This is a genomic window from Winogradskyella litoriviva, from assembly GCF_013249065.1.
In the GTDB taxonomy this organism is placed as follows: Bacteria; Bacteroidota; Bacteroidia; order Flavobacteriales; family Flavobacteriaceae; genus Winogradskyella; species Winogradskyella litoriviva.
The window spans coordinates 683,483-707,912 of the sequence record NZ_JABRWQ010000001.1 but is presented as its reverse complement, the minus strand read 5'-3'; the positions used below and the strand labels follow the sequence as shown (position 1 = coordinate 707,912).

The following is a 24,430-nucleotide window of genomic DNA, read 5'->3' as shown; positions in this document are numbered from 1 at the left end:
ATTTATAGTCATAAACATTTTCTGTTAGTAAGAAAATTATTATAAAATGAAGTCCCTAGTTATCCTTTTATGCTTATGTTTTCAAATCTCTTTTGCCCAAAAAGAATTGAAACACGAAGTTTATTTTGAAACTGATAAGCACGATATTCCCGAAACAGAACACAGCAGATTATTACTATTTTTAACAGAAATAGAAGATTTAGATATAGAGAAAATTTCTATTTACGGTTTTACAGATGATAGAGGTAGTGATAATTATAACCTTGTATTATCTCAAAATAGAGCAGATTCTATTAAAGAAGTATTTTCTAATAACGAATTTGATGAATCTGTAATTACAAACGTTGATGGTAAAGGAGAAATTTTAGTAAACGTTGTACAAGAAGAAAACTTAAGTAAAATACGTGGCCTAAATCGTAAAGTTGAAATAATCGTAACACCTGTTTTTCCTCCTAAACCGGTAGAAGAAAAGTCCGATAAACCAAATACAGAAGATATTTTAAAAGGCGATTTAAAAGAAGGTGATAAAATTTTACTACAAAATCTTTTGTTTAGAACTGGTTATAGTTATTTAACCAAGGAGTCTAAAGTAGTTTTAGACGGAATTGCAAAAATACTAGTAGACCGTACCAATGTTTATTTTACTATTGAAGGTCATGTATGTTGTACAGAAGGTACAAGAGATGCTATTGATCGTAAAACCAAAAAACGTAACCTCTCTATGGCAAGAGCTAAATATATATATGATTATTTAGTAAAAGCAGGTGTAAAACCTTACCGAATGAAATTTGCTGGTATGCGACGTAAATTTCCACTTGGTGGCGAACCAGAATTAGATAGACGTGTAGAAATTTTGGTGACAAAAATTTACGAGAAGAAATAAATTATTATTCTCGTAACATCGCAATATGCGGAATACCATCTTCTAAGTATTCCTCTCCTATTTCTTTAAAATCTAGGTTATTATAAAAGCGTTTTAAATATACTTGTGCAGAAATTTTTATCTGAGTTTTATTATAATAGGCTTTAATTGCTGTTATAGAAGCATTCATAATATCATAACCATACTTATGTTGTCTTTCACTTTGTTTCACTACTACTCTACCAATACTAGCTTCATCAAAATAATCACCTGGTTTAAAAATCCTTGTGTAAGCGACTAATGTATTGTTTTTGTAACCTAAAACATGGAGTGCGTTTTGATCCTTACCATCAATATCTTGATAAACACAATCTTGTTCTACAACAAAAACCTCACTTCTTAATTGAAGTAACTCGTAGAGTTGTTGTGTTGTTAATTCAGTAAAAGTTATTATAATTATATCTATCATTAGTCTTGTACAATTACTTCTTTTGGATCTTCTTTATTATACTCTGGCTGAATAGTGACATGGTTAATATTAAACTCATCGTGTAACACATTCTCAATATCTAAAAGTAAATTATCAAATTCTGTGATAGAAATATTTTCTTTTAAATCTAAATGCGCTTCTAAATGCAGTTCATTGTCACTTAAATTCCAAATGTGTACATGGTGTAGTTTACTTACCTTAGGTAATTTATTAACAGCTCTTACAACGTTTTTTATATCAATATCATCTGGCGTAAACAACATAAGCATCTTCGTAGATACCTTTAATAAATCGTAACCTACCCATATTAAGTACAAAGCAATTAATAAGGTTAACAAACTATCTACCCAAAATAATTGGTAATACTTCATTAATAAGCCACCAATTAAAACAGCAACACTCGCTAACATATCTGTGAGTAAATGCAAATATGCAGAACGCATATTTATGCTATTTTCAGCATCTTTTTTTAATAATAAAACACTTAAACCATTACCTATAATTGCAATAATAGATAACCAAATTACAAGATTAGATTCTACTTCTTGCGGATTATTAAAACGTTTTACAGCTTCAATAATCAATAATATAGCAACTATAATTAAAGTACTTGCATTAATAAAAGCGGCTAAGATTTCAGCACGTTTATAACCAAAAGTTCTATTTATTGAGGCCTTTTGTTTAGATAATTTAGAAGCTATATAACTTACTAATAAAGAAATAACATCACTAAAATTATGTAATGCATCACTTAACAAAGACAAACTACCAGAAACTAAACCTCCAATTACTTGGGCAACAGTAATAACAACATTTAATAATATTGAAATTAAAAGTTTCTGTCCTTGTAAGTCCTTATGGTTATGTGATTGACTCATTTTGTATCAATCTAAAAATTGATATTTAACATGATAAAGGAATTTTATCTACACGGTTTTGATGACGACCACCTTCAAACTTTGTTTCTAAAAACGTATCTACCATTTTAATAGCTTGAGGAATCGATGTAAAACGCGCAGGAATACAAATAATATTAGCATCGTTATGTAAACGTGTTAATTCTGTAATTTCATTAGTCCAACAAACACCAGCTCTTACATGTTGATACTTATTAGCAGTCATGGCTACACCATTTGCACTACCACAAATTAAGATACCAAAATCTACTTTTTTAGCTTCAACATCTTTAGCAACAGGATGTACAAAATCTGGGTAATCAACACTATCTAAAGTATCGGTTCCGTAATTGTTAATAGTATACCCTTTAGCTTCTAAATGTTTTACAATGGCAAATTTATAATCTGGTCCTGCGTGGTCGTTTCCTATTGAAATAGTCATAATATGTAAATTATCTTATTAAACTTCAAAGTTAACAATTGCTTATAAGTAAGCATAACTTATAACGTGTTACTTATCTATAAATTTTAAGTTTGAAAAACAAATGACATGTTAATAAACATTATCTATGTTGATAAGTGTAATTTAAAATGATCACTACTTGTTAATAACTGTTCACAACTCTTTAAAATTAAAATTAGGATTATCCACTTATTTTTTCAAACCAAAATACAGATGAGATTACCAAATAAGTTAGTCCTTTTTTTAAATTGAGTTATTAAAGATCATTTATAGTGAAATGAACAGTATTTTATAAAAAACATATCAGTCATTTCTATTAACAACGGTTATTAACAGTTGTTAATAGCTTTTAAAATAACCTTTAGAATGAAGTAGTTATATGTAAACTTAATGTTAACTAAGTATTAAGTAATTCTAATAAGTCACTTCTCAAAATAAAACCTAAAAAAGTTATACTAGCTATTAACAAGCTATAATAACCATTATTTTATTTTTTAAATTTTAAAAGAAAAATGATAATATGTTGATATATGTTGATAACATCAATTTTCATTAATTTAACGTTCTCTAAACAACATTAAAAAATTAAAACGTAACTTTGTAGTAAACTTAATTACCTCTCTTCGCTTTATATTAAGTTTTAAATTAGAATTCCTATCACTTATAGGAAATGAATATGATTACAAATTAAATGACAAAAAAGAAAAAAAAGAAGTCTAAAAAAGGGATTTCAAATCTTACAAATACTATTCTGGGTATTTTAAAAAAAGACAGAAACAAAACTTTTAATTATAAACAAATTGCAGCTATTCTTGGTGTTAATGATGCCAGTAGTCGTAATCAGATTATAAAAAAACTTCATCAGCTTAAAGCAAAACAAGAAATTGAAGAAGTAGAACGCGGTAAATTTAAAGCTATTGTAAATACAGAATATCATACAGGTATTTTAGATTTAGCATCTAAAGGAAACGGTTATATTATTTGCGATGATTTTGAAGAAGACGTATTTATCGCTTCAAACAATATTAATAAAGCTTTAAATGGTGATGAAGTAGAATTTTACGCGTACAAAAGAAAGCATAGAGGTAAACAAGAAGGAGAAATTACCAATATTATTAAACGAGCAAAAACCGAATATGTTGGTACTATTCAAATCCATGAAAAAAAGAATTTTGCCTTTGTAGTACCAGATAGTAACAAAATGTACACTGATATTTTTGTACCTATCAATAAAATAAACAAAGCCGAAGATGGTGATAAGGTATTAGTTTCTTTAGAAGATTGGCCAGATAAATCAGATTCTCCAAATGGTAAAGTTATTGAAGTACTTGGTAAACCAGGTGAACATGGTACTGAGATTAACTCTATTATGGCAGAATATGGATTACCAATGGAGTTTCCTCATGAGGTTGAAGCCTATGCTAATAATATAGATTTAGAAATTAAACCAGAAGAAATAGCGAAGCGACGCGATATGCGTAAAGATTTAACCTTTACCATAGATCCAAAAGATGCAAAAGATTTTGATGATGCGTTATCCTTTACAGTTTTAGAAAATGGTTTATATGAAATAGGAATACATATTGCAGATGTGTCTCATTATTTACAACCAGGAACCGTTTTAGACGATGAAGCGTACGAGCGTGCAACCTCAATTTATTTAGTAGATCGCGTAGTGCCAATGTTACCAGAAATTTTATCTAATGGAGCCTGTTCATTGCGTCCACACGAAGAAAAATATACGTTTTCTGCAGTGTTTCAAATGAATGAAAAATGCGAAATTAAAAACGAATGGTTTGGTAGAACAGTTACTTATTCTGATGCGCGTTTTGCATACGAAGAAGCACAGGCTATTATAGAAAATAATCCTGTCATTCCTGTGAAGGCAGGAATCTCATCAATCAATACGATAATCCCATTAGAAGTTTCACTGACGGGAAAAGAATATAAAACATCAAATGATATTGCTTTTGCAGTATTAAAAATGAATGAACTCGCTAAAAAAATGCGTTCACAACGTATGCGAGAAGGTGCTATTTCTTTTGATAAAGTTGAAGTAAAATTTAATTTAGATGAAGAAGCAAATCCTGTTGGTGTGTTCTTTAAAACAAGTAAAGATGCTAATAAATTAATTGAAGAATTTATGCTATTAGCTAACAGAAAAGTTTCAGAATTTGTTGGTAAACAAAAGAAAACCTTTGTATATCGTGTGCATGATGAACCAGACGAATCTAAATTAGCACAATTACAAACTGTTGTTGGTAGATTTGGACACAAACTAAATTTTAAGGATAAAGGAAGTATAGCTTCTTCTTTAAATAATTTATTAAAGGATGTTGTTGGTAAAAAAGAACAAAATTTAGTAGATACGTTAACGATTAGAACCATGTCTAAAGCAGAGTACACCACACACAATATTGGTCATTATGGTTTAGCATTTGAGTATTACAGTCATTTTACATCGCCAATTCGTCGTTATCCAGATGTTATGGCACATCGTTTATTACAACAGTATTTAGATGGTGAAAAATCAGCTAATCAAGAAATTTACGAGGATCGATGTAAACATTCTAGTAACATGGAATATTTAGCCACCAAAGCAGAGCGCGATTCTATTAAATACATGCAAATTCGTTTTATGCAAGATCATCAAGACGAAGATTTTTTGGGTGTAATTTCTGGTGTAACAGATTGGGGAATTTATGTAGAAATTATTTCTAATAAATGTGAAGGTATGGTAAGTGTTAGAGATATGAAAGATGATCACTACCAATTTGACCAAGATCAATATGCTATGGTTGGTAAAAATTCTGGAGTTGTGTATCAACTTGGAGATGAGGTAATTGTAAAAGTTAAAAATACAGACTTAACAAAGAAACATCTAGATTTTTATATGGTTGGTAAACCAGAAGTAGAAAATGAATAACTTTAATTTTAGTTGTTATGATGCGTTTTAAACCGGAATCAATACAAATAGAATTGTAACTTTACAGTATTATAAAATACTAATAAGAAAATATTCAACATATGATACTGACTACAACTAACTCAATAGAAAACCATAAAATAGTAGATTATTTAGGTATTGTAACAGGTGTTGCCATGAATAAAGAAGTTTTATCTATGGGATTTAGTATGTCTAAATATTACACTAAAATACAGAATAGTATAGAAGATGTAAAAGAAGAAGCGTTTCAAACGTTACAAAATAATGCAGCCAAATTAAAGGCAAATGCGGTAGTTGGTATAAAAGTAGAAATAGAATTAACTACTAGTAATTATGCAATGGTTTCAGTAACAGGAACAGCTGTAAAAGTGGCGATTTAATTATGAAAACATCTACAAAAGCAAGTATATACGTTTTCTTAATCTTCTTAGTAACATATTTGGTTATAAGATTCGGAATTCAAATGATATTTGAAGATATAAACAGATATATATTAACAGCTATTTCTGCGTTATTAACTTTGTTATTATCTCCACAAAGACGTATTGTTAAGAAACGATCTGGAGATGAAATTCAGCTTAAATGGTTATTTAGTAATAAAGTGATTATCTTAAAATAAATTTTTTAAAAATGAAACATATAATATTTTTAATTCTTATAGCTTTTGGTTTTTCTGCAAATGCTCAAGATGCTATTGAAAAAACAATTGGTGAATTTACAACGGTAAAAGTGTTTGATTTAATTCATGTTAAAATGATTGAATCAGATCAAAATAAAGTTATTATTTCTGGTAAAAACAGAAAGGATGTTGAAGTTGTAAATAACAACGGAAAACTTAAAATACGCATGAATCTTGAAGAAAGTTATGATGGTAACGATACTGTTGTAGAATTATATTTTACTTCTGTAGATGTTATAGATGCTAATGAAGGCGCTAAAATAACTATGAAAGAAACTCTAAAGCAATATGAAGTTGATTTAAGAACCCAAGAAGGAGCTGAAATCACAATAAATTTAGAAACTACTTATGCTAATATTAGAGCCGTTACAGGAGGTATTATAAATGTATCAGGAAACTCAAAAAATCAAGATATTTCCATTTATACAGGTGGTGTTTTTAATGGAGAGGATTTTATAACAGAACATACTGAAGTTAGTATTAATGTTGCTGGGGAAGCTTATGTAAATGCAACAGACACAGTAAATGTAAGAATTAAAGCTGGAGGAGATGTATTTATTTATGGAGAGCCAAAGCAAATTAAAGAAAACACACTACTTGGTGGTAGAATAAAACGTATGTAAATTCGTCTTAGTTTCTTACATTTGTGTAAAGCTAAATTTTATACATGTTAGACGATATTTTAGCAGCCATTCCTTTTGGAATTATCTTAGCCTTTACTATTGGTCCTGTTTTTTTTGTTTTACTAGAAACAGGTGCAACTAAAGGCTTTACAAGCGCTGTTATATTTGATTTAGGCGTTATTTTTGCTGATATTGTATTTATTTTCGTCATTTTTAAAAGTACAGATTCCCTACTAGATAAAATAAAAGACGATCCAAAATTATTAGTTTTTGGAGGTGTTTTATTAGTGGCATATGGTTTTATAAGTTTTATAAAAACATCAAAATCTTTCCGGTCTATAGTAAGAGAACATCATAGAATAGAACTTCCTAAAAAAGATTATGGTAAACTTTTTATAAAAGGATTTTTACTCAATTTTATCAATATTGGTGTGCTATTGGGTTGGTTAGGTTTTATAGTTATAGGTACGTCTATTACAACCTCTAAAAATGGCGTAACGATTTTTATAACAACCATGCTAATTGCGTATTTTTTAACCGATTTAGTTAAAATAGCTGCTGCTAAACGCTTAAGAAATAAACTTACTCCAAGACGTATTTTTAAAACTAAAAAAATAGTTTCATTGGTAATTTTGGTATTTGGTATTATTCTTTTAACTCAAGGTTTATTCCCTGAGTTGTATGAAAAAAGTAAAGAACAAATTGAAAAGGTAAATCCTATTAATTAAACAAAGATGAATTCTATATATGCTAATTTACAGAATAGAATAAAAGCAGCTGTAATTGATAGTATTCTATTAATAGTAATGATGTATAGCATTACAGAAATTCTTAAATTTTTTAATAATGTACCGTCGTCCTTAAGAATGTATTTATTTATACTATTCTTTTTTTTATACGAACCTTTAATGGTTTCAATTTTAGGCTTTACTGCAGGTCATTATTACTTTGATATAAAAGTAAAAAAAGAAAACAATCATATTAAAAATATAGCTTTTCCATTGGCAGTATTACGTTTTATATTAAAGTTTTTTTTAGGTTGGGTTTCTTTATTAAGTGTTACAGGAACTGTTAAAAAGCAGGCTATACACGATAAAGTTGTAAACTCTGTTGTTTTAAATGATTAGTTATATATGCCTAATAAAATATTAACCTTTCCTTTACGTCTATCTTTAATCATTTTAATTTTTGGAGCTCTATTTAAAATTATGCATTGGCCTTATGCAACACAATTAATGTTAATTGGTGAAGTTTTAATAGGTATTTTATATAGTATTCGTTTTATAAAAAAAGTAGATAAATCTAAGCTAGATTATGTAAAGTTAAGTCTAATTTTAATCTGGGTTTTTAGTTATTTAATTAAAGCTTTTCATTTATTTTACATACCATTTCTATTTGAAATACTATTAGTTATACTCTTTATCTACTGGTTTTTTGTTGAAGGCATAGATTATTTTAGAAACAGAAAATACAGGAGTAATAAATTTATAAAAGGTATTTATTACGTCTTTATTGTAGTAACATTTCTAACTTTAGGTTGCGGAATTATATTTAAAATTCAACATTGGCCATATGGTGCAATACTCTTTACACTTGGTGTTTTACAATTAAGTATGTTGTTAATTTTTGATTATTTTATAATTGATAGAAGTCAAAAAAATAGAATAGATATAAGATAAAAATAAGAGACACTTTTAGGTATCTCTTTATTGAGGTGTTTTAATCTATAGGTTAAGGAAGAATCGCGTACTTATTAATGCAAATTTTCTTAGAATTTAAAAAACAAAAAAGCTTCTAAGAGAACTTAGAAGCTTTTTGAGGTGTCGAGCGGATTCGAACCGCTGTAGATGGTGTTGCAGACCACTGCCTAGCCACTCGGCCACGACACCCTTATTTCCTATTTAACTAGGATTCTCATTAAATTAACGAGAGCGCAAATATAAAAATTATATACGTTATAACAATTATATTTTGTGCTATGTTTTATGGTTTCAATCTATTTTTAGTAAAACAGTATTACTTTTTTCGCTTTTTAGTCATTTTTATAGTAACCATCTCAACATCACCACCAATTGGAGGATTTATTTTACTTACAGCAATTGTTGCTTTATTAATTAAGACGTCTTCCTTTATTATTCGATCTAAAATTCGTTTAGCAACCGTTTCTAGAAGTTTAGAAGGTTTTACCATTTCTTCTCTAACTACTTTGTTTAAAAATACGTAGTCTACAGTATCTCTTAACTCATCCGTTTTTGATGATGTTTTTAGATTAGCTTTTACTTCTAAATCTACTCTATAATCACTACCAATAGCTGTTTCTTCTTTTAAACAACCGTGATTTGCAAATACACGTATGTTTTCAACTTTTATTATTCCCATTGTACAAAAATAATACTAAGTTCATTTAAAGTGAATTTCTAATGCAATTTTTATCCGTTACGATAATATGTATTTGTTATTGCCTCTAATAGGATAGTAGTATTAATTAGTAAACAAATCAAATACATTACTAAGTGCGCTAGTTTTAGCTTTATAAAATTCTGTATAACTGCATTTTTTACAGGTTACCGAGCTAAATTTTTTATTCTGAATATCGAATATTTTAGACCATCTTCCACCAGTGGCTCTCATTTCGCTAACTTCATAAGTTGGATTATCACATTTTGGACATCTATAATTCATAATTTTCCTATAATTATTGATTTATACTATCAGTCTAAAAAAGTAAATAAATGTTACATTTTGCTTAATTTTGCCAACTGGAATAATGATGTTGTTTGTTTGGAGTTATGTATATATTTTTGCTTAACACTAATAGCCAACAGCTAATACCTTAAACATGTCAGAAGAAACAAAATCACTCAATTTTATTGAGCATATTATAGAAGAAGATTTAGCTAATGGTTTACCAAAAGAAAAGCTACGTTTTCGTTTTCCGCCAGAACCAAATGGGTATTTACACATTGGTCACACCAAAGCTATTGGTATTAGTTTTGGGTTAGGTGAGAAGTATAATGCACCTGTTAATTTAAGATTCGATGATACTAATCCTGCAAAAGAAGAACAAGAATATGTAGATGCTATAAAACGCGATATTGCTTGGTTAGGTTATACTTGGGAAAATGAATTGTACTCATCAGATTACTTTCAGAAGTTATATGATTGGGCCATTTTAATGATAAAAGATGGCAAAGCTTATGTAGATTCTCAATCTTCAGAAGTTATGGCAGAGCAAAAAGGAACACCAACACAAGTAGGTACAAATAGCCCTTTTAGAGATCGTAGTGTAGAAGAAAATTTAGAATTATTTGAAGGTATGAAAGCCGGAAAATTTGCTGCTGGTACACATGTTTTACGTGCTAAAATAGACATGGAAGATCCAAATATGTTAATGCGAGACCCTATTATGTATCGTATTATGTATGCTCATCATCATAGAACTGGTGACGATTGGTGTATTTACCCAATGTACGATTGGACGCATGGTGAAAGTGATTACCTAGAACAAATTTCGCATTCATTATGTTCTTTAGAGTTTAAACCTCACAGAAAACTTTACGATTGGTTTAAGGATAATGTGTATGAATACAGTAAGGAAAACTTTCCATTACCACCAAAACAACGCGAATTTGCTCGACTAAATTTAAGCTATACCATTATGAGTAAACGTAAATTATTGCGTTTAGTTGAAGATGGAATTGTTTCTGGTTGGGATGATCCACGTATGCCAACAATTTCTGGTTTGCGTCGTCGTGGTTATACACCAAATTCTATTAGAAAATTTATTGAAAAAGTAGGTGTTGCTAAGCGCGAAAACGTCATTGATGTTTCGTTGTTAGAATTTTGTATTCGTGAAGATTTAAATAAAACAGCAAATAGAGTAATGGCTGTTTTAGATCCAGTAAAAGTGGTAATTACTAATTATCCTAAAGATAAAGAAGAATGGTTAGAAGCCGAAAATAATCAGGAAGATGCTTCAGCCGGATATAGAAAAGTACCATTTTCTAGAGAAATCTATATTGAAAGAGAAGATTTTAAAGAAGAAGCCGGAAACAATTTTTTTAGATTAAAATTAGGTGGTGAGGTAAGATTAAAAAATGCTTACATCATTAAAGCTAATGAGGTTAGAAAAGACCAGAATGGTGATATTTTAGAAATTCAGTGTACTTATGATGAGGATACTTCTAAAAAAGTAAAAGGGACATTGCATTGGGTTTCTGTAAAACATGCTATTACAGCAGAAATTAGAGAATACGATCGTTTATTTAATGATGAAGCTCCAGATAGTCATGGTGACAAAGACTTTATGGAATTCTTAAACCCGAATTCTTTAACCATAAAAACAGGTTATTTAGAACCAAGTTTAGGAGAAGCTAAGGTAGGAGAGCAGTTTCAGTTTCAACGTTTAGGCTATTTTAATGTGGATGATGATTCCACAGCAGAGAAATTAGTTTTCAATAAAACGGTTGGTTTAAGAGATAGTTGGGCAAAACAAAAGCCTAAACCTCAAAATAACCAAAACCAAAATAAACCCAATCCACAACAACAAAAACGTTCTGCGATTAGTGTTATTCAACAATTTGGTAAGAAATACACTAAATTTACTGAAGAAAAACAACTAAAGGCTAAAGCTGAAATACAAGAGTTAGCTAAAGATGTATCTTATGATGATTTAGAGCCGTTATTTGGCACTGCAGTAAAAAAAGCTGGTACACGTATCGTTGTTTTAATTGCGTTAAAAGAATTGCTTAAAAATGGCTTAGAAAAAAACGAAGCTATTACTGAATTTATTAAAAAAGCAAAAGAAGATAAAAACGACATCTTAGTTGCGGAAGCTTCTGAAATTTGATTACAAAGATTATTTGCTAAATACTGTTTGGCAATACGTTATAAACCTCTAAATGTTTACTTTAGAGGTTTTTTTGTACATTTAAAACTAACTAACTAATAAAATATATAATATTATGGAATTACCTATAAACTTAATTGCCATACCAATAGCAGCTGTTGCAGCATTATTTATTGGTGCTTTATGGTATAATCCTAAATTTGGATTCGGAATTATTTGGATGAGAGAATCAGGCATGACAGAAGAGCGAATGAAGAGTGGGAATATTACAGTTATTTTTGGTTTAGCCTTAATTTTTGCGGCCATGTTAAGTTTCTTATTAATGCAATTTACAAACCATCAATGGGGAGCTTTTAGCATGGTAGGAGCAGAACCAGAGTTAGCAGAACCATCGTTTAAAGCGTTTATGGCAGATTACGGAAATGCTTTTAGATCTTATAAACATGGTGCATTACATGGTGCTATGTTTGGCATACTTGGCGCACTTCCAATTATAGGAACGATTGCTTTATTTGAGCGTAAAAGCACAAAGTACATTTTAGTGAATGCTGGTTATTGGATTGTTACATTAACCGTAATGGGAAGTATTCTTTGTGGTTTATAATATATTTAAATTAAAAAAGCCCTCTAAAAAGATGGAGGGCTTTTTTTATTAGTAATGGTATTTATTAAATTTTTTCAACCTGCACATCATCTTCAGGTATCTCTAGACTAGTTTCAAAATTTGGTAGTATTTTATTAGCTAAAACTTTATTTTTAAGTTGTTTAGCTTCTACAAACCACCAGTATTTATCAACATCATTGTAAATACCTATGTAATGAATTTTAGTTTTTACGCGCTGTCCAGACATGGTCATTTGTGTATCTCCTAAAACAATACAACGAGATTGTCCTTGTTCTTTGGTAAGTTCAGAGACATTAACAATTTCAGATTTTTCAATTACAAGACCTTGTGCTTTTGCGCCTTCCATAGTAGCCTTTAGAACTTTTAATGCTGCATCTTTTCCGCCCATCATATCTAACACTGCAGGCAAAGAGTGTTTTATCATGGTATCATAATCCATGTCCATGTTGGCTTTTAAAGTTGCGCTAGCATCTTTTAATGCACTTTCTTTAGTTTGAGAGTAAGCAATAGAACCTAATGCTAATATTGCTAAAAATAAAATGTTCTTTAATTTATTCATCGTTTTTCTTTTTGTTTTTAGAGGCTTTCATAGCTTCTCCAATTTGGTTACTTGCTGTAAAACTAGCCACCATATCATTTAACATTTGGCTACCAGCTTGTGGAGAATTAGGTAATAATATAAGGTTACTATTGGTTTCTTGCCCAATGGATTGAAGTGTATCATAATGTTGTGTTACTACTATAAGCGCTGATGCTTCTTGTGAGTTAATACCAACTCTGTTTAAAACATCTACAGACTCCTCTAATCCGCGCGCAATTTCACGTCTTTGGTCTGCAATACCTTGTCCTTGTAAACGTTTACTTTCTGCTTCTGCTTTTGCTTTTTCAACGATTAAGATTCTTGCAGCATCACCTTCATATTGTGCAGCAGTTTTTTCGCGTTCAGAAGCATTAATTCGGTTCATAGCTGCTTTTACTTGTGCATCTGGATCAATATCAGTAACTAAGGTTTTAATAATATCAAAACCATAATCTGACATAGCATCATTCAATTCGGCTTTTACGGCTAATGCAATATCATCTTTTTTAACAAAAACATCATCTAATCGCATTTTTGGAACTTCAGCACGTACCACATCAAATACATAAGATGTAATTTGATCATGTGGATAATCTAATTTATAAAAGGCATCATATACTTTATCTCTAATAACTTTGTATTGTACTGAAACCTTGAGTCGTACAAATACATCATCTAAAGTTTTAGTTTCTATAATAACATCTAATTGCTGAATTTTAAGACTTAATTTTCCTGCTACTTTATCTACAATAGGGATTTTTAATTGTAAGCCAGAATGTCTAATACTTTGAAATTTACCAAAGCGCTCAATAATGGCTGAGGTTTGTTGTTTCACCACAAAAAATGATGAAATTATAATAACGACTGCAAAAAATAGAATTGGAATTAGAATAAATTGACCCATAACATTGTTTTTAAGGTTAAATAATACGAGACTTTAAAAGTAAGTAATATAAATTATTTTAATTAGGTTTGTCTCTGTTAGCTTTTAATTTTTTTGCATGAAAAACACAAAATCTATTATATTAGTCATCATTAGTATCCTTTTTGTTACAATGAGTTTTGCACAACGCAAAAATTATAAGATTAAAAATGGTATTGGTTTACAAGGAGGTATTACCCAATTTGATATTCTTACAGATAATTTTGAAACCAAATCTAATACAGGATTTATTGGCGGAATGTCTGCTTCAGTAGATCTTCCTCACAAGTGGTATAACGTAAGTTATAATATACAATTATCTCAAAATCATATAGATATAAGCGCTTCAGAAGTTGGGCTTTTAACTAATGAGTTTGTAGAATACAAAATGTTTACAGCTAATATTTCCTTTTTACTCCATATAAAATTAATAAGTAATAACTTCACTTTAGATGTTGGTCCAATGCTACAATATAATAGTGAATTAGAACTTAATGATGAAACTAAACAAGGTTATATTTTAACCGGCTATAATAATTTGTTAACGGAAGATATTAGAGAAATATCAAATTTTAACGCTAATGGAGCAATTGGTTTATCATTTGGAATAAGAAGATTTCAGTTTCGTGCGCAATATATCTATGGATTTACTAATATTTTAGGTAAATTAAATGATAAGGATTTTAATCTTGTTACTAATAAAAAGTTTGAAGGAAATCAATCTTTACTTGCTTTTACCGCTATCATTACACTTTAATTACCGGCTTATTTTTTGTTTTCATTATTTATACTTATTTTATAAGTAGATTTATTTAAGTTATTTTTTATGGAACAAATCAACAAGGAAACAGCCGAAAGTTTTATTAAAAACTATTTTAAACTTTATTCAGCTAGAGATTTAAGTATATCAGAATTTATAACAGAAGACTTTATTGGTTTAGATGGTATTACTCAGATAATATACAATAAAGAGAAGTGGATTGAGGCCATACATAACGATTTTCAACAAGTTAAAAACCCTTTTAAAATAAGTCTAATAGATCTTGATACCAGAGAGGATAATAATGGAATTATCATTGGTACTGTAATCTCATTTTGGGATATTCCTTATTTTAAAGATATTCCAGAAATAGATAAAATGAGAACAGTTTTTGTACTAAAACCTCATGAAGGTTCTTTTAAAATTATGCATTTAAGCAACTCAATAAGTTTAGTAACAATTAATAAAAAAGAAGTTTATCCGTTGTCGTTAATAAACCTATTGAGAAGTTTTAAATAATGGTTTTTAAGCGATTAAATTTTCAATTCGACTAACCGTTTCTGTTTTACCAATCATATACATAATATCAAAAACATCTGGCCCTTGTAATGCACCAACTAAAGCGAGTCTTAAAGGCATCATTACTTTACCAAAACCAATTTCGTTATCAGTAATCCAACCTTTAATGTTGGTTTGAAGATTTTCAACCGTAAAGTCATCAGTGGCATTAACAAGTTCAATAACCTTTGTCATTACATCAGCTGTTCCTTCTTTTAAAGCCTTTTTAGAGGCTTTTTCATCATAAGCTGTTGGCGCTGTAAAAAAGAAATGACTCAAATCCCAAAAATCATTAACAAACGTTGCACGTTCTTTAATTAACCCAACAACTAAAGCGATGTAATTAACATCGATGTCTGATAATTCTGGTCTTATAGCTTTAAACTGCTCAGCCAATTCTAAATCTAATTGCTGTTGCATGTAATGATGATTAAACCATTTGGTTTTATCTGGGTCAAAACGTGCGCCAGCTTTATTTACTCTTGCTAAATCAAAATCAGCAACTAATTGCTCTAAACTGAAAATCTCTTGTTCCGTTCCAGGATTCCATCCTAAAAAGGCTAAGAAATTTACAACCGCTTCTGGGAAATAGCCATCTTCTTTATAACCTCTAGAAACCGTTCCGTCTGGTGCTGTATATTCTAAAGGAAATACAGGAAAGCCCATTTTATCGCCATCACGCTTGCTTAGTTTTCCTTTTCCTGTTGGTTTTAAAATTAATGGTAAATGTGCAAATTCTGGTGCTTCCCAACCAAATGCATCATATAATAATTTATGTAATGCTAATGAAGGTAACCATTCTTCACCACGTATAACATGTGTAATTTCCATTAAATGGTCATCCACAATATTTGCTAGGTGATAGGTTGGCATGCCATCACTTTTAAATAACACTTTATCATCTAAAACATTAGTATCAATTTTTATGTTACCACGAATAATATCTGTGAGATGTAACGTTTCATCTTGAGGCGATTTAAAACGAATTACAAAATCCTCACCAGCTTCAATTTTAGCTTTCGTTTCGGCTTCAGTTAAAACTAAAGAGTTAACCAAACGTCCTCTTTCACGGTTATGCCAGTTGTAGATAAAAGTTTTACCTTTTTCTTCATGTCCTTTACGCTCAGCATCTAATTGTTCTGCAGTATCAAAAGCATAATAAGCATTTCCGCTTGCTATTAATTCATCTGCATATTGTTTATACAGATCCTTTCGTTCACTTTGTCTGTAAGGACCGAATTTTTCGTTTTTATTTGGGCCTTCATCAAAAGAAATGCCACACCAATTTAATGATTCAACGATGTAATCTTCAGCACCTTCAACATAACGATTTTGGTCTGTATCCTCAATTCTGAGGACAAAATCACCACCATGTTTTTTGGCAAATAAATAGTTGAATAAAGCGGTTCTTACACCACCAATATGTAATGGTCCTGTTGGACTTGGTGCAAAACGCACACGTACTTTTTTAGACATAATTGTATATTAAAGCGCAAAGATAGTTTGATAGATTTTTAGAACAAAGAAAATAAGCAGTTGTTAAGTTTTACCGTATTTAAGCGTTAATTCTTCTATATTAACACAATCTTATTAGTTTTCAACTATTTTCGATTAAAATAAATTTGTAGTTTAGTCAGTTAAAGGTAATATAGAGTGTAGTTTAGCATTTTTTATTTTACAATTGAATCCATGAAGAAGCTTTTAGTAATACTATTAATAATTACTGTTTTTATCTCATGTAAAAATGAAGTGAAAGAGGTAAAAGAGGAAACAGAGAACTTAGTAGAAGAAAAGTTTATAGAGATAAAGCGCGATAATTATGAATTACATCAACCAACAAAAAATATAAAAGCAAGCTTAGTGCTTTTTGGAGGTTTTCCTGAAACGGCTAAAGATGTAAAGCGAGAATTTAAAATACTTGAAAACGCTAAAAATAATGACGTTGCCGTTTTGTATATGAACTATAATAGAAAATTATGGCTCGGAAAAAGTGAATTAGAAGAACTAACTAAGGAACTTCAATTTATTTTTAATGAGCATAAATTGCCTGAAGATAATATTTTTATAGGTGGATTTTCTAGTGGTGGAAATATGGCACTTTTAATAAGTGATTACATGACTAATGGAAATTCTAATTTAGTTCCAGAAGGTGTTTTTATTGTTGATTCGCCTATTGATTTAGTAGCTTTGTATAAGACTGCAGAAAAAAACATAAAGCGTAATTTGTCTAATTCTACAATGGAAGAAAGCACATGGATACTGCAAACATTAAGTAAAGAATTTGGTAATCCTCATAAAAACATTTCTAACTATGAAGCGTTTGCTGTGTTTACGTCAGAGACAAATAATTTTGATAATATAGAAAACTTAAAAAACACAAGAATTAGACTTTATACAGAACCAGATACGCTTTGGTGGAAAGAAAGAACAATGGCTAAATATGATGAAATGAATGCATATTATATAAAAAGCCTATCTGAATCTTTGAAGGATTTTGGGTTTAAAGACGTGCAGTATATTGCAACAGAAAATAAAGGTTACCGTTCTAATGGAGAGCGTCATCCACACAGTTGGTCTATTGTTGATAAAGATAATTTGATAAACTGGATGTTAAAAGAAGAATTATAATTGGCTAAATGAGCAATTTCGAAACCATAAAACAAAAGCTAGAGCAATTCATTAAAAGGTATTACACCAATGAACTACTAAAAGGTGCTATCTTATTTTTTGCCATTGGTTTACTATATCTTATAATTACATTATTCGTAGAATATGTGTTATGGCTTAATCCAACAGCTAGAACGATATTATTTTGGACGTTTATCGCAGTAGAATTAGCACTCTTCGTTAAATTCATAGCCATTCCGTTGTCACATTTATTCAAATTAAAACAAGGCATCAATTTTGAAACGGCTTCAAAACTTATAGGAAATCATTTCCCAGAAGTGAACGATAAATTATTAAACGTACTTCAACTTAATCAAAGCCCTCAACAATCCGATTTACTATTAGCAAGTATAGAGCAGAAGTCTCAAGAGTTACAACCCATTCCTTTTAAATCTGCGATTAACTTTAAATCAAATACCAAATATTTAAAATATGCAGCTATTCCTATTGCTATTTTATTGTTGTCGTTTGTTACCGGAAAAATAAATTGGTTTAGTGATAGTTATGAACGTGTTGTTAATTACAAAACGGCATACGAGCCACCAGCACCTTTTCAGTTTTTTGTATTGAACGAATCGCTTCAAGCTATTGAAAATAAAGATTTTAAGTTACAAGTTTCAACAGCAGGAAATGTGATTCCTGAGAACGCACAAATTAAATTTAACGGTCAATCGTACTTTTTGCAACAAATTGCAGCTGGCGAATTTGAGTACACATTCAATCTTCCAAAAGAAGCTGTTGAGTTCACCTTATCAGCAAATGATGTCACATCAAAACCGTATAAATTAACTGTAGTGAACACACCAAATTTGGTGAATTTTGAAATGGTATTAGATTACCCATCGCACACCAAAAAACAAGATGAAGTTTTAAAAAGTACAGGTTCTGCTGTAATTCCAGACGGTACTAATATCACATGGAAAGCAAAGACAAAATCTACAACAGGTGTTCAAATCTATGCTGAAGATACTTTAACTTTTAAGTCGAATGATAATGGAAATTTTGAAGCCTCAAAACGACTTTATAAAAACTACAATTACAGCATCACAACCAGTAATGATGATTTAAAAGATTACGAAAATTTAGCCTACAACATCAACGTGGTCAAGGATATTTATCCTGAAATGAAAATCAAGGTTCAAAAAGATTCAGTAGACCAACAGAGTTTATATTTCTATGGACAAGCGAGCGATGATTACGGATTAACCAAGTTACAGTTGGTTTATTATCCAACGGACGATGAGTCTAAAAAAGTGGTAGAACCTATTAATATTTCAAAATCTAATTTTTCTGAATTTGTAAGCGCGTTTCCAAATCAATTCAATCTAGAAGATGGTGTAAGCTACCAATTGTATTTTGAAGTTTTTGATAACGATGCACTACATAATTATAAGCGTACAAAAAGTTCAACATTTAGTTACCGAAAATTGACTAAAGATGAAGAAGAGCAGAAGCAGCTTAACGAGCAAAATGAAACTATAAAAGATATTAGTAAAACTTTTGATAAGCTTCAAGAGCAAGATAAAAAACTCGAAGAATTATCTAAAACGCAAAAGGAAAAAGAGAGTCTAAATTTTAATGACAAGAAGAAATTTGAAGAGTTCTTAAAACGTCAGAAAAATCAGGAACAGTTGATGAAAAATTTCAACAAAAAACTTCAAGATAATTTAGAAGAATTTCAAAAGGACGAAAAGAAAGATGACCAATTTAAAGAAGATTTAAAGGAACGTTTAAAAGAGAATGAAGAACAATTAAAGAAAGACGAAGAATTACTCAAAGAGCTTGAAGAATTAAAGGATAAAATCAACAAGGAAGAGTTCACACAAAAACTTGAAGAATTAGCCAAACAAAACAAGAATAAGAAACGTAGCATGAAGCAACTTTTAGAGTTGACCAAACGTTTCTATGTGATGAAGAAGGCTGAGAAAGTTTCAAGTGAATTAGAAAAACTAGCAGAAGGACAAGAAGAATTATCCAAAAAGGAAAAAGAAAACACCAAAGAAGCTCAAGAAAAATTGAACGAGGAGTTTGATAAACTTCAAAAAGATTTAGAAGATTTAAAACGCGAAGACAGGCAACTTCAAAAACCTATGAAGATTGCTAGAGATGAATTTTTAGAAGATGAAATAAAATTCGACCAAAAGGAAGCCAAAGAAGCCTTAGAACAGAAAGAAGGTAGTGAATCTAAAGAAGATGCTGAAAAGGCTAAAGAACAGCAAGAGAAGGCTAAAAAGAAGCAAAAGCAAGCTGCTAAGAAAATGAAGGAAATCAGTGATATGCTAAAGAAAGCTGCAGCTGGTGGAGGAGGTGGTGGAGACCAAGCGGCAGAAGATATTCATGCGTTACGTCAAATACTAGAAAATTTGTTACTGTATTCTTTCGACCAAGAGGCTCTTATGGAAACTTTTGAAAGTATAGGAATCAATAATAATAACTACGGAAAGTACATTATTCAACAAAGTAATTTAAGAGAACATTTTGAACATATAGATGATAGTTTGTTTGCCTTATCCTTGAGACAACCTAAGATTTCTGAAAAAGTGAATTCGCAAATTACAGAGGTTTATTTTAACATTGATAAAGCGTTAGAGCAGCTCTCAGAAAATCGATTGTACCAAGGCGTTGGTGCACAACAATACGCGGTAACTTCTACTAATGAATTAGCGAGTTTTTTAAGTGATGTTTTAGATAATATGGAAATGGATATGAATCCGTCTCAAGGTGAAGGCGAAGGAGAATCTCAATTGGAAGATATTATTATGAGTCAAGAAGAACTCAATAAAAAGATGGAAGAGGGAGTGAAGAAAGGCGAAGAGGGTAAAGAAGGTGATGGACAGAAACCTGGTAAAGATGGCAAGGAGGGAAAAGAAGGTGAAGGTGAAAAATCAGGTGATAAGGGTAAAGCTGGAAAAGAAGGAAAGGACGGTAAAAGCGGTGATAACGGTAAGAGTGGAGAAGGACAAGGAAAAGGTGGAAAAGGAGGAAAGTCTGGTAAGAATGGAGAACAGAAAGGTGAGGGCAATGAAGGTGGACAGAAAGAAGGTGATGGTCAAGGTAAAAATGGAGAAGGTAAGGGAAAGATTGGAAAAGATGGTAAAAATGGAGGTGATGGAAATGGTGAAGGTGAAAAAAATGACGGTTATGGCGAAGGTGGAAGCGAGGAGCAGAATGGAGAATTATTTAAGATTTATCAGAAACAACAATTATTGCGTCAAGCACTAGAAGACAGACTTGGTAAGGAAGGAAAAATTGAATCTGCCGGACAACTAATAAAGCAAATGGAAGAGATTGAACTCGATTTGTTGAATACAGGATTTACAAACCAAACGCTTCAAAAAATGATGGATGTACAACATAAATTATTAAAAATGGAGAACGCGACTTTTATGCAAGGTCAAGATACCAAGCGTAAATCTGAAACTAATAAAGAAGAATTTAATCAAAATAATCCAAGTCAGATTCCTACGGCAAAACAATATTTTAATACCACTGAAATTTTAAATCGTCAAGCATTACCTTTGCAAAATCATTTAAAGATAAAAATTCAAGAGTATTTTAAGAAAACCAATGATTAGTTTTAACTACGAAACCGATTTTAATTTAGACGAAGAACAAGGTTTTTCAGACTGGATTAGCAATACTATTTTAGAAGAACATTGTAAAGAAGGAGAGATAAATTACATTTTTTGTTCAGACGATTATTTACACAAATTGAATGTTGATTTCTTAAATCACGATACACTAACGGACATTATTAGCTTCGATTATTCAGTAGGAAAAGAACTACATGGTGATATTTATATTTCAGTGGATAGAGTGAAGGAAAATGCTTCAGATTTTAAAGTATCTTTTGATGATGAAATGGCGCGAGTAATCATTCATGGAGTGCTGCATTATTGTGGTTACAAAGATAAATCGGAAGACGATGAAAAGATGATGAGGTCTAAAGAGGATTACTACTTAGCAAAGCGCAATCTATAGTCACGATTTCAGCGTATATTTGCAAATCCAAAATTTTAATAATTTAATTGTTCCACGTGGAACAAAATAAAAGTTCAATATGTTTAACGAGGAATATGATGTTATAGTTGTTGGTGCAGGTCACGCAGGAAGTGAAGCTGCTGCTGCTGCTGCAAATATGGGAAGCAAAACATTATTGATTACCATGAATCTTCAAAACATCGCTCAGATGTCTTGTAATCCTGCAATGGGAGGAATAGCAAAAGGACAAATTGTTAGAGAGATTGATGCGCTTGGAGGTTATAGCGGAATCGTTTCAGATACATCTGCTATACAATTTAAGATGCTTAATAAATCTAAAGGACCTGCAATGTGGAGTCCGAGAGTTCAATCCGATAGAATGCGTTTTGCAGAAGATTGGAGAATGCTTTTAGAAGGAACTGAAAATCTTGATTTCTATCAAGAGATGGTATCTGGTCTTATTGTTAAAAATCACAAAGTGGTTGGTGTAAAAACATCACTCGGAGTTGAGGTGAGAGCAAAGTCAGTTGTACTTACTAACGGAACTTTTTTAAATGGATTAATTCATATTGGCGATAAGAATTTTGGAGGAGGAAGAGCAGGTGAAAGAGCTGCAACCGGAATTACAGAACAACTTGTTAATTTAGGTTTCGAATCTGGAAGAATGAAAACAGGAACACCACCAAGAGTTGATGGTCGTTCTTTAGATTTTTCTAAAATGGTTGAACAGCCAGGTGATGAGAATCCTGAAAAATTTTCATATTTAGATATTACAAAACCATTAACCAAACAACGTTCTTGTCACATGTCTTATACAAGTGAATTGGTTCACGATTTGTTGCGAGAAGGATTTGACCGTTCGCCAATGTTTAATGGCCGAATTAAAAGTGTTGGCCCTCGTTATTGTCCTTCAATTGAAGATAAGATTAATCGGTTTGCTGATAAGGATAGACATCAATTATTTGTAGAACCAGAAGGGTGGAATACATGCGAATATTATATAAACGGTTTCTCAACTTCGCTTCCAGAAGATGTTCAATTTAAAGCCTTGCGTTCTGTAGTTGGTTTTGAAAATGTGAAATTCTTTAGACCTGGTTATGCTATTGAGTATGATTATTTTCCACCTACACAATTGAAACATACTTTAGAAACAAAGTTAGTCGAAGGTTTATATTTCGCTGGTCAGATAAATGGAACTACAGGATATGAGGAAGCAGCTTCTCAAGGTTTAATGGCTGGTATAAATGCGAGTTTAAAAGTGCAAGAAAAGGAGGCGTTTACATTAAAACGTGATGAAGCTTATATTGGTGTTTTAATAGATGACTTAATTACAAAAGGTACAGAAGAACCTTATAGAATGTTTACATCTCGCGCTGAATATAGAACGCTTTTAAGACAAGATAATGCGGACTTTAGATTAACACCAAAAGGTTATGATTTAGGTTTAGCTTCGGAAAAACGATTAAGACGTATGGAAGAAAAGCAATCTAAGTCAGAAGCCTTTGTCCAATTTTTTAGAGACACTAGTGTAACACCAGAAGAGGCTAATCCTGTTTTAGAATCTAAGAATTCTGCAACTGTTAAGCAGCAAGATAAAATGTTTAAGTTATATGCTCGACCAAATATTACAATAGATGATGTACGTAAATTTGAAGCTGTTGAAAATTATATTCAGGCTAATGATTTAGATAATGAAGTAATAGAGCAAACCGAAATTCAAGTAAAGTATGCTGGGTATATTGAGAAGGAAAAGAACAATGCTGATAAATTAAATCGATTAGAAAATTTAAAGATTCCTGCTGATTTTGATTATTCAAAATTGAAATCTATGAGTATAGAGGCTAGACAAAAATTAAATAAAATACAACCAGTGACCATTTCTCAGGCATCTCGAATTAGTGGAGTTTCACCTAATGATATTTCTGTTTTACTGGTTTATTTAGGAAGATAAAATAATGTTCCACGTGAAACAATCATTTGAATAAAACTAAAGACATACTGATTTTTGTTTTTGCTATTGTTGTTTTGTCAACGATTGGATTTGCTTTTTATATGCTTAATGATATCCAAGAAAAATATAATGAACAGACTTTTGTACAAAATCCTACCATTTCTGAAACACGGTATTTGTATGGATTGTTTAATGATTCTTTAAAACTAAGAACTGAATATCGACTAAGTAAAACAATTACAGATTCAGTAATTATGTATAAATATATTAGCGAAACAGACTTGTCAAGAAGTTTAAAGATTGGCTATAATTTGAATTCTAAAATTTTGAGTTTTGATATTGGCTCTCAATATGAAGTAGATAAATTAAAAGTATTGTCCGATTCAGAAGGAAATTCATTTGATTGTTATAAGATGAAGAATCCAATAGTTGATGGAATAGAACCCATCCTATTTAATGAAAATTATGGAATTTTGGCCCTTACAGGTGCGCTTAATCCTTCCGCATTTTTCATTTCAAAAAAGGATAATGTTTCATTTGTTAGACAAATTGAAGAAATATTATATCATTGATATTG

Annotated in this window: 25 protein-coding genes and 1 tRNA gene; 17 read left to right on the top strand and 9 right to left on the bottom strand. The window is 30.7% G+C overall.

Annotated elements, in window-relative coordinates:
• Positions 1-46: 46 nt before the first annotated feature.
• The gene (locus HNV10_RS03065) at positions 47-883 is read left to right on the top strand and encodes an OmpA family protein (protein ID WP_173299849.1); all 837 of its coding nucleotides are present in this window, start codon (positions 47-49) and stop codon (positions 881-883) included.
• Between the two features lie 4 nt (positions 884-887).
• Here the strand turns inward: HNV10_RS03065 and HNV10_RS03060 are convergent, their stop codons facing one another.
• The 3 genes from HNV10_RS03060 to rpiB are packed head-to-tail and all read right to left on the bottom strand — an operon-like array spanning position 888 to position 2,690.
• Positions 888-1,331, bottom strand: coding sequence for a GNAT family N-acetyltransferase (locus tag HNV10_RS03060; protein WP_173299848.1), 444 nt, complete (start codon positions 1,329-1,331; stop codon positions 888-890).
• On the bottom strand, positions 1,331-2,230 hold the full coding sequence (locus tag HNV10_RS03055; protein WP_173299847.1) for a cation diffusion facilitator family transporter: 900 nt from the start codon (positions 2,228-2,230) through the stop codon (positions 1,331-1,333). Before HNV10_RS03055 ends, HNV10_RS03060 begins: the two co-directional genes overlap by 1 nt.
• Before the next feature lie 25 nt (positions 2,231-2,255).
• A complete protein-coding gene (gene rpiB, locus HNV10_RS03050; protein WP_173299846.1) occupies positions 2,256-2,690 on the bottom strand; it encodes a ribose 5-phosphate isomerase B in 435 nt (144 codons plus the stop codon).
• A gap of 712 nt (positions 2,691-3,402) precedes the next feature.
• Here rpiB and rnr point away from each other — a divergent pair.
• The 7 genes from rnr (at position 3,403) to HNV10_RS03015 (ending at position 8,639) form a co-directional block, all read left to right on the top strand.
• Positions 3,403-5,637: a ribonuclease R gene (gene rnr, locus HNV10_RS03045; protein WP_173299845.1), complete on the top strand. Its 2,235-nt coding sequence runs from the start codon at positions 3,403-3,405 to the stop codon at positions 5,635-5,637.
• A 101-nt stretch (positions 5,638-5,738) separates the two neighbouring features.
• A complete protein-coding gene (locus HNV10_RS03040) occupies positions 5,739-6,038 on the top strand; it encodes a YbjQ family protein (RefSeq protein WP_173299844.1) in 300 nt (99 codons plus the stop codon).
• 2 nt (positions 6,039-6,040) lie between these two features.
• Complete coding sequence (locus HNV10_RS03035) at positions 6,041-6,277, top strand: hypothetical protein (RefSeq protein WP_173299843.1); 237 nt, start codon at positions 6,041-6,043, stop codon at positions 6,275-6,277.
• A gap of 11 nt (positions 6,278-6,288) precedes the next feature.
• Complete coding sequence (locus HNV10_RS03030; protein ID WP_173299842.1) at positions 6,289-6,960, top strand: head GIN domain-containing protein; 672 nt, start codon at positions 6,289-6,291, stop codon at positions 6,958-6,960.
• Between the two features lie 44 nt (positions 6,961-7,004).
• Positions 7,005-7,688: a LysE family translocator gene (locus HNV10_RS03025; protein ID WP_173299841.1), complete on the top strand. Its 684-nt coding sequence runs from the start codon at positions 7,005-7,007 to the stop codon at positions 7,686-7,688.
• A gap of 6 nt (positions 7,689-7,694) precedes the next feature.
• Positions 7,695-8,087 carry an RDD family protein gene (locus HNV10_RS03020; RefSeq protein WP_173299840.1) on the top strand — a complete coding sequence of 131 codons (393 nt, stop codon included), beginning with the start codon at positions 7,695-7,697 and terminating at the stop codon, positions 8,085-8,087.
• A 6-nt stretch (positions 8,088-8,093) separates the two neighbouring features.
• On the top strand, positions 8,094-8,639 hold the full coding sequence (locus HNV10_RS03015; RefSeq protein ID WP_173299839.1) for a GldL-related protein: 546 nt from the start codon (positions 8,094-8,096) through the stop codon (positions 8,637-8,639).
• A 139-nt stretch (positions 8,640-8,778) separates the two neighbouring features.
• On the opposite strand, the gene HNV10_RS03010 is transcribed toward HNV10_RS03015, so the two are convergent.
• The 3 genes from HNV10_RS03010 to HNV10_RS03000 all read right to left on the bottom strand — a co-directional run bounded on the left by HNV10_RS03010 (position 8,779) and on the right by HNV10_RS03000 (position 9,642).
• A tRNA-Cys gene (locus HNV10_RS03010) sits at positions 8,779-8,849 on the bottom strand.
• Positions 8,850-8,976: 127 nt separating this feature from the next.
• Entirely contained in the window at positions 8,977-9,339 is a 363-nt protein-coding gene (gene folB, locus HNV10_RS03005; RefSeq protein WP_173299838.1) for a dihydroneopterin aldolase, read from the bottom strand.
• A 102-nt stretch (positions 9,340-9,441) separates the two neighbouring features.
• Complete coding sequence (locus tag HNV10_RS03000) at positions 9,442-9,642, bottom strand: zinc ribbon domain-containing protein (RefSeq protein WP_173299837.1); 201 nt, start codon at positions 9,640-9,642, stop codon at positions 9,442-9,444.
• 157 nt (positions 9,643-9,799) lie between these two features.
• Between HNV10_RS03000 and HNV10_RS02995 the strand changes: the two genes are divergently transcribed.
• On the top strand, positions 9,800-11,809 hold the full coding sequence (locus tag HNV10_RS02995; RefSeq protein ID WP_173299836.1) for a glutamine--tRNA ligase/YqeY domain fusion protein: 2,010 nt from the start codon (positions 9,800-9,802) through the stop codon (positions 11,807-11,809).
• A gap of 115 nt (positions 11,810-11,924) precedes the next feature.
• On the top strand, positions 11,925-12,413 hold the full coding sequence (locus tag HNV10_RS02990; RefSeq protein WP_173299835.1) for a DUF1761 domain-containing protein: 489 nt from the start codon (positions 11,925-11,927) through the stop codon (positions 12,411-12,413).
• A 64-nt stretch (positions 12,414-12,477) separates the two neighbouring features.
• Here HNV10_RS02990 and HNV10_RS02985 read toward each other — a convergent pair whose 3' ends face one another.
• Both HNV10_RS02985 and HNV10_RS02980 read right to left on the bottom strand, forming a co-directional pair.
• The gene (locus HNV10_RS02985; RefSeq protein ID WP_173299834.1) at positions 12,478-12,993 is read right to left on the bottom strand and encodes a hypothetical protein; all 516 of its coding nucleotides are present in this window, start codon (positions 12,991-12,993) and stop codon (positions 12,478-12,480) included.
• On the bottom strand, positions 12,986-13,918 hold the full coding sequence (locus HNV10_RS02980; RefSeq protein ID WP_173299833.1) for an SPFH domain-containing protein: 933 nt from the start codon (positions 13,916-13,918) through the stop codon (positions 12,986-12,988). Before HNV10_RS02980 ends, HNV10_RS02985 begins: the two co-directional genes overlap by 8 nt.
• 97 nt (positions 13,919-14,015) lie before the next feature.
• On the opposite strand from HNV10_RS02980, the gene HNV10_RS02975 reads away from it, so the two are divergent.
• Both HNV10_RS02975 and HNV10_RS02970 read left to right on the top strand, forming a co-directional pair.
• Positions 14,016-14,693, top strand: a complete 678-nt coding sequence (locus HNV10_RS02975) for a hypothetical protein (RefSeq protein WP_173299832.1) — start codon at positions 14,016-14,018, stop codon at positions 14,691-14,693.
• A gap of 69 nt (positions 14,694-14,762) precedes the next feature.
• Positions 14,763-15,215, top strand: coding sequence for a nuclear transport factor 2 family protein (locus tag HNV10_RS02970; RefSeq protein WP_173299831.1), 453 nt, complete (start codon positions 14,763-14,765; stop codon positions 15,213-15,215).
• A gap of 6 nt (positions 15,216-15,221) precedes the next feature.
• Here the strand turns inward: HNV10_RS02970 and gltX are convergent, their stop codons facing one another.
• Positions 15,222-16,730: a glutamate--tRNA ligase gene (gene gltX, locus HNV10_RS02965; protein WP_173299830.1), complete on the bottom strand. Its 1,509-nt coding sequence runs from the start codon at positions 16,728-16,730 to the stop codon at positions 15,222-15,224.
• Positions 16,731-16,943: 213 nt separating this feature from the next.
• Between gltX and HNV10_RS02960 the strand changes: the two genes are divergently transcribed.
• The 5 genes from HNV10_RS02960 to HNV10_RS02940 all read left to right on the top strand — a co-directional run bounded on the left by HNV10_RS02960 (position 16,944) and on the right by HNV10_RS02940 (position 24,425).
• Positions 16,944-17,882 carry a hypothetical protein gene (locus tag HNV10_RS02960; RefSeq protein WP_173299829.1) on the top strand — a complete coding sequence of 313 codons (939 nt, stop codon included), beginning with the start codon at positions 16,944-16,946 and terminating at the stop codon, positions 17,880-17,882.
• A gap of 8 nt (positions 17,883-17,890) precedes the next feature.
• Positions 17,891-21,496, top strand: a complete 3,606-nt coding sequence (locus HNV10_RS02955) for a DUF4175 family protein (RefSeq protein ID WP_173299828.1) — start codon at positions 17,891-17,893, stop codon at positions 21,494-21,496.
• Positions 21,489-21,902: an rRNA maturation RNase YbeY gene (gene ybeY, locus HNV10_RS02950; protein WP_115815501.1), complete on the top strand. Its 414-nt coding sequence runs from the start codon at positions 21,489-21,491 to the stop codon at positions 21,900-21,902. Before HNV10_RS02955 ends, ybeY begins: the two co-directional genes overlap by 8 nt.
• Before the next feature lie 79 nt (positions 21,903-21,981).
• Positions 21,982-23,853: a tRNA uridine-5-carboxymethylaminomethyl(34) synthesis enzyme MnmG gene (mnmG, locus tag HNV10_RS02945; protein ID WP_173299827.1), complete on the top strand. Its 1,872-nt coding sequence runs from the start codon at positions 21,982-21,984 to the stop codon at positions 23,851-23,853.
• A gap of 74 nt (positions 23,854-23,927) precedes the next feature.
• Complete coding sequence (locus HNV10_RS02940) at positions 23,928-24,425, top strand: hypothetical protein (protein ID WP_173299826.1); 498 nt, start codon at positions 23,928-23,930, stop codon at positions 24,423-24,425.
• Positions 24,426-24,430: the final 5 nt, after the last annotated feature.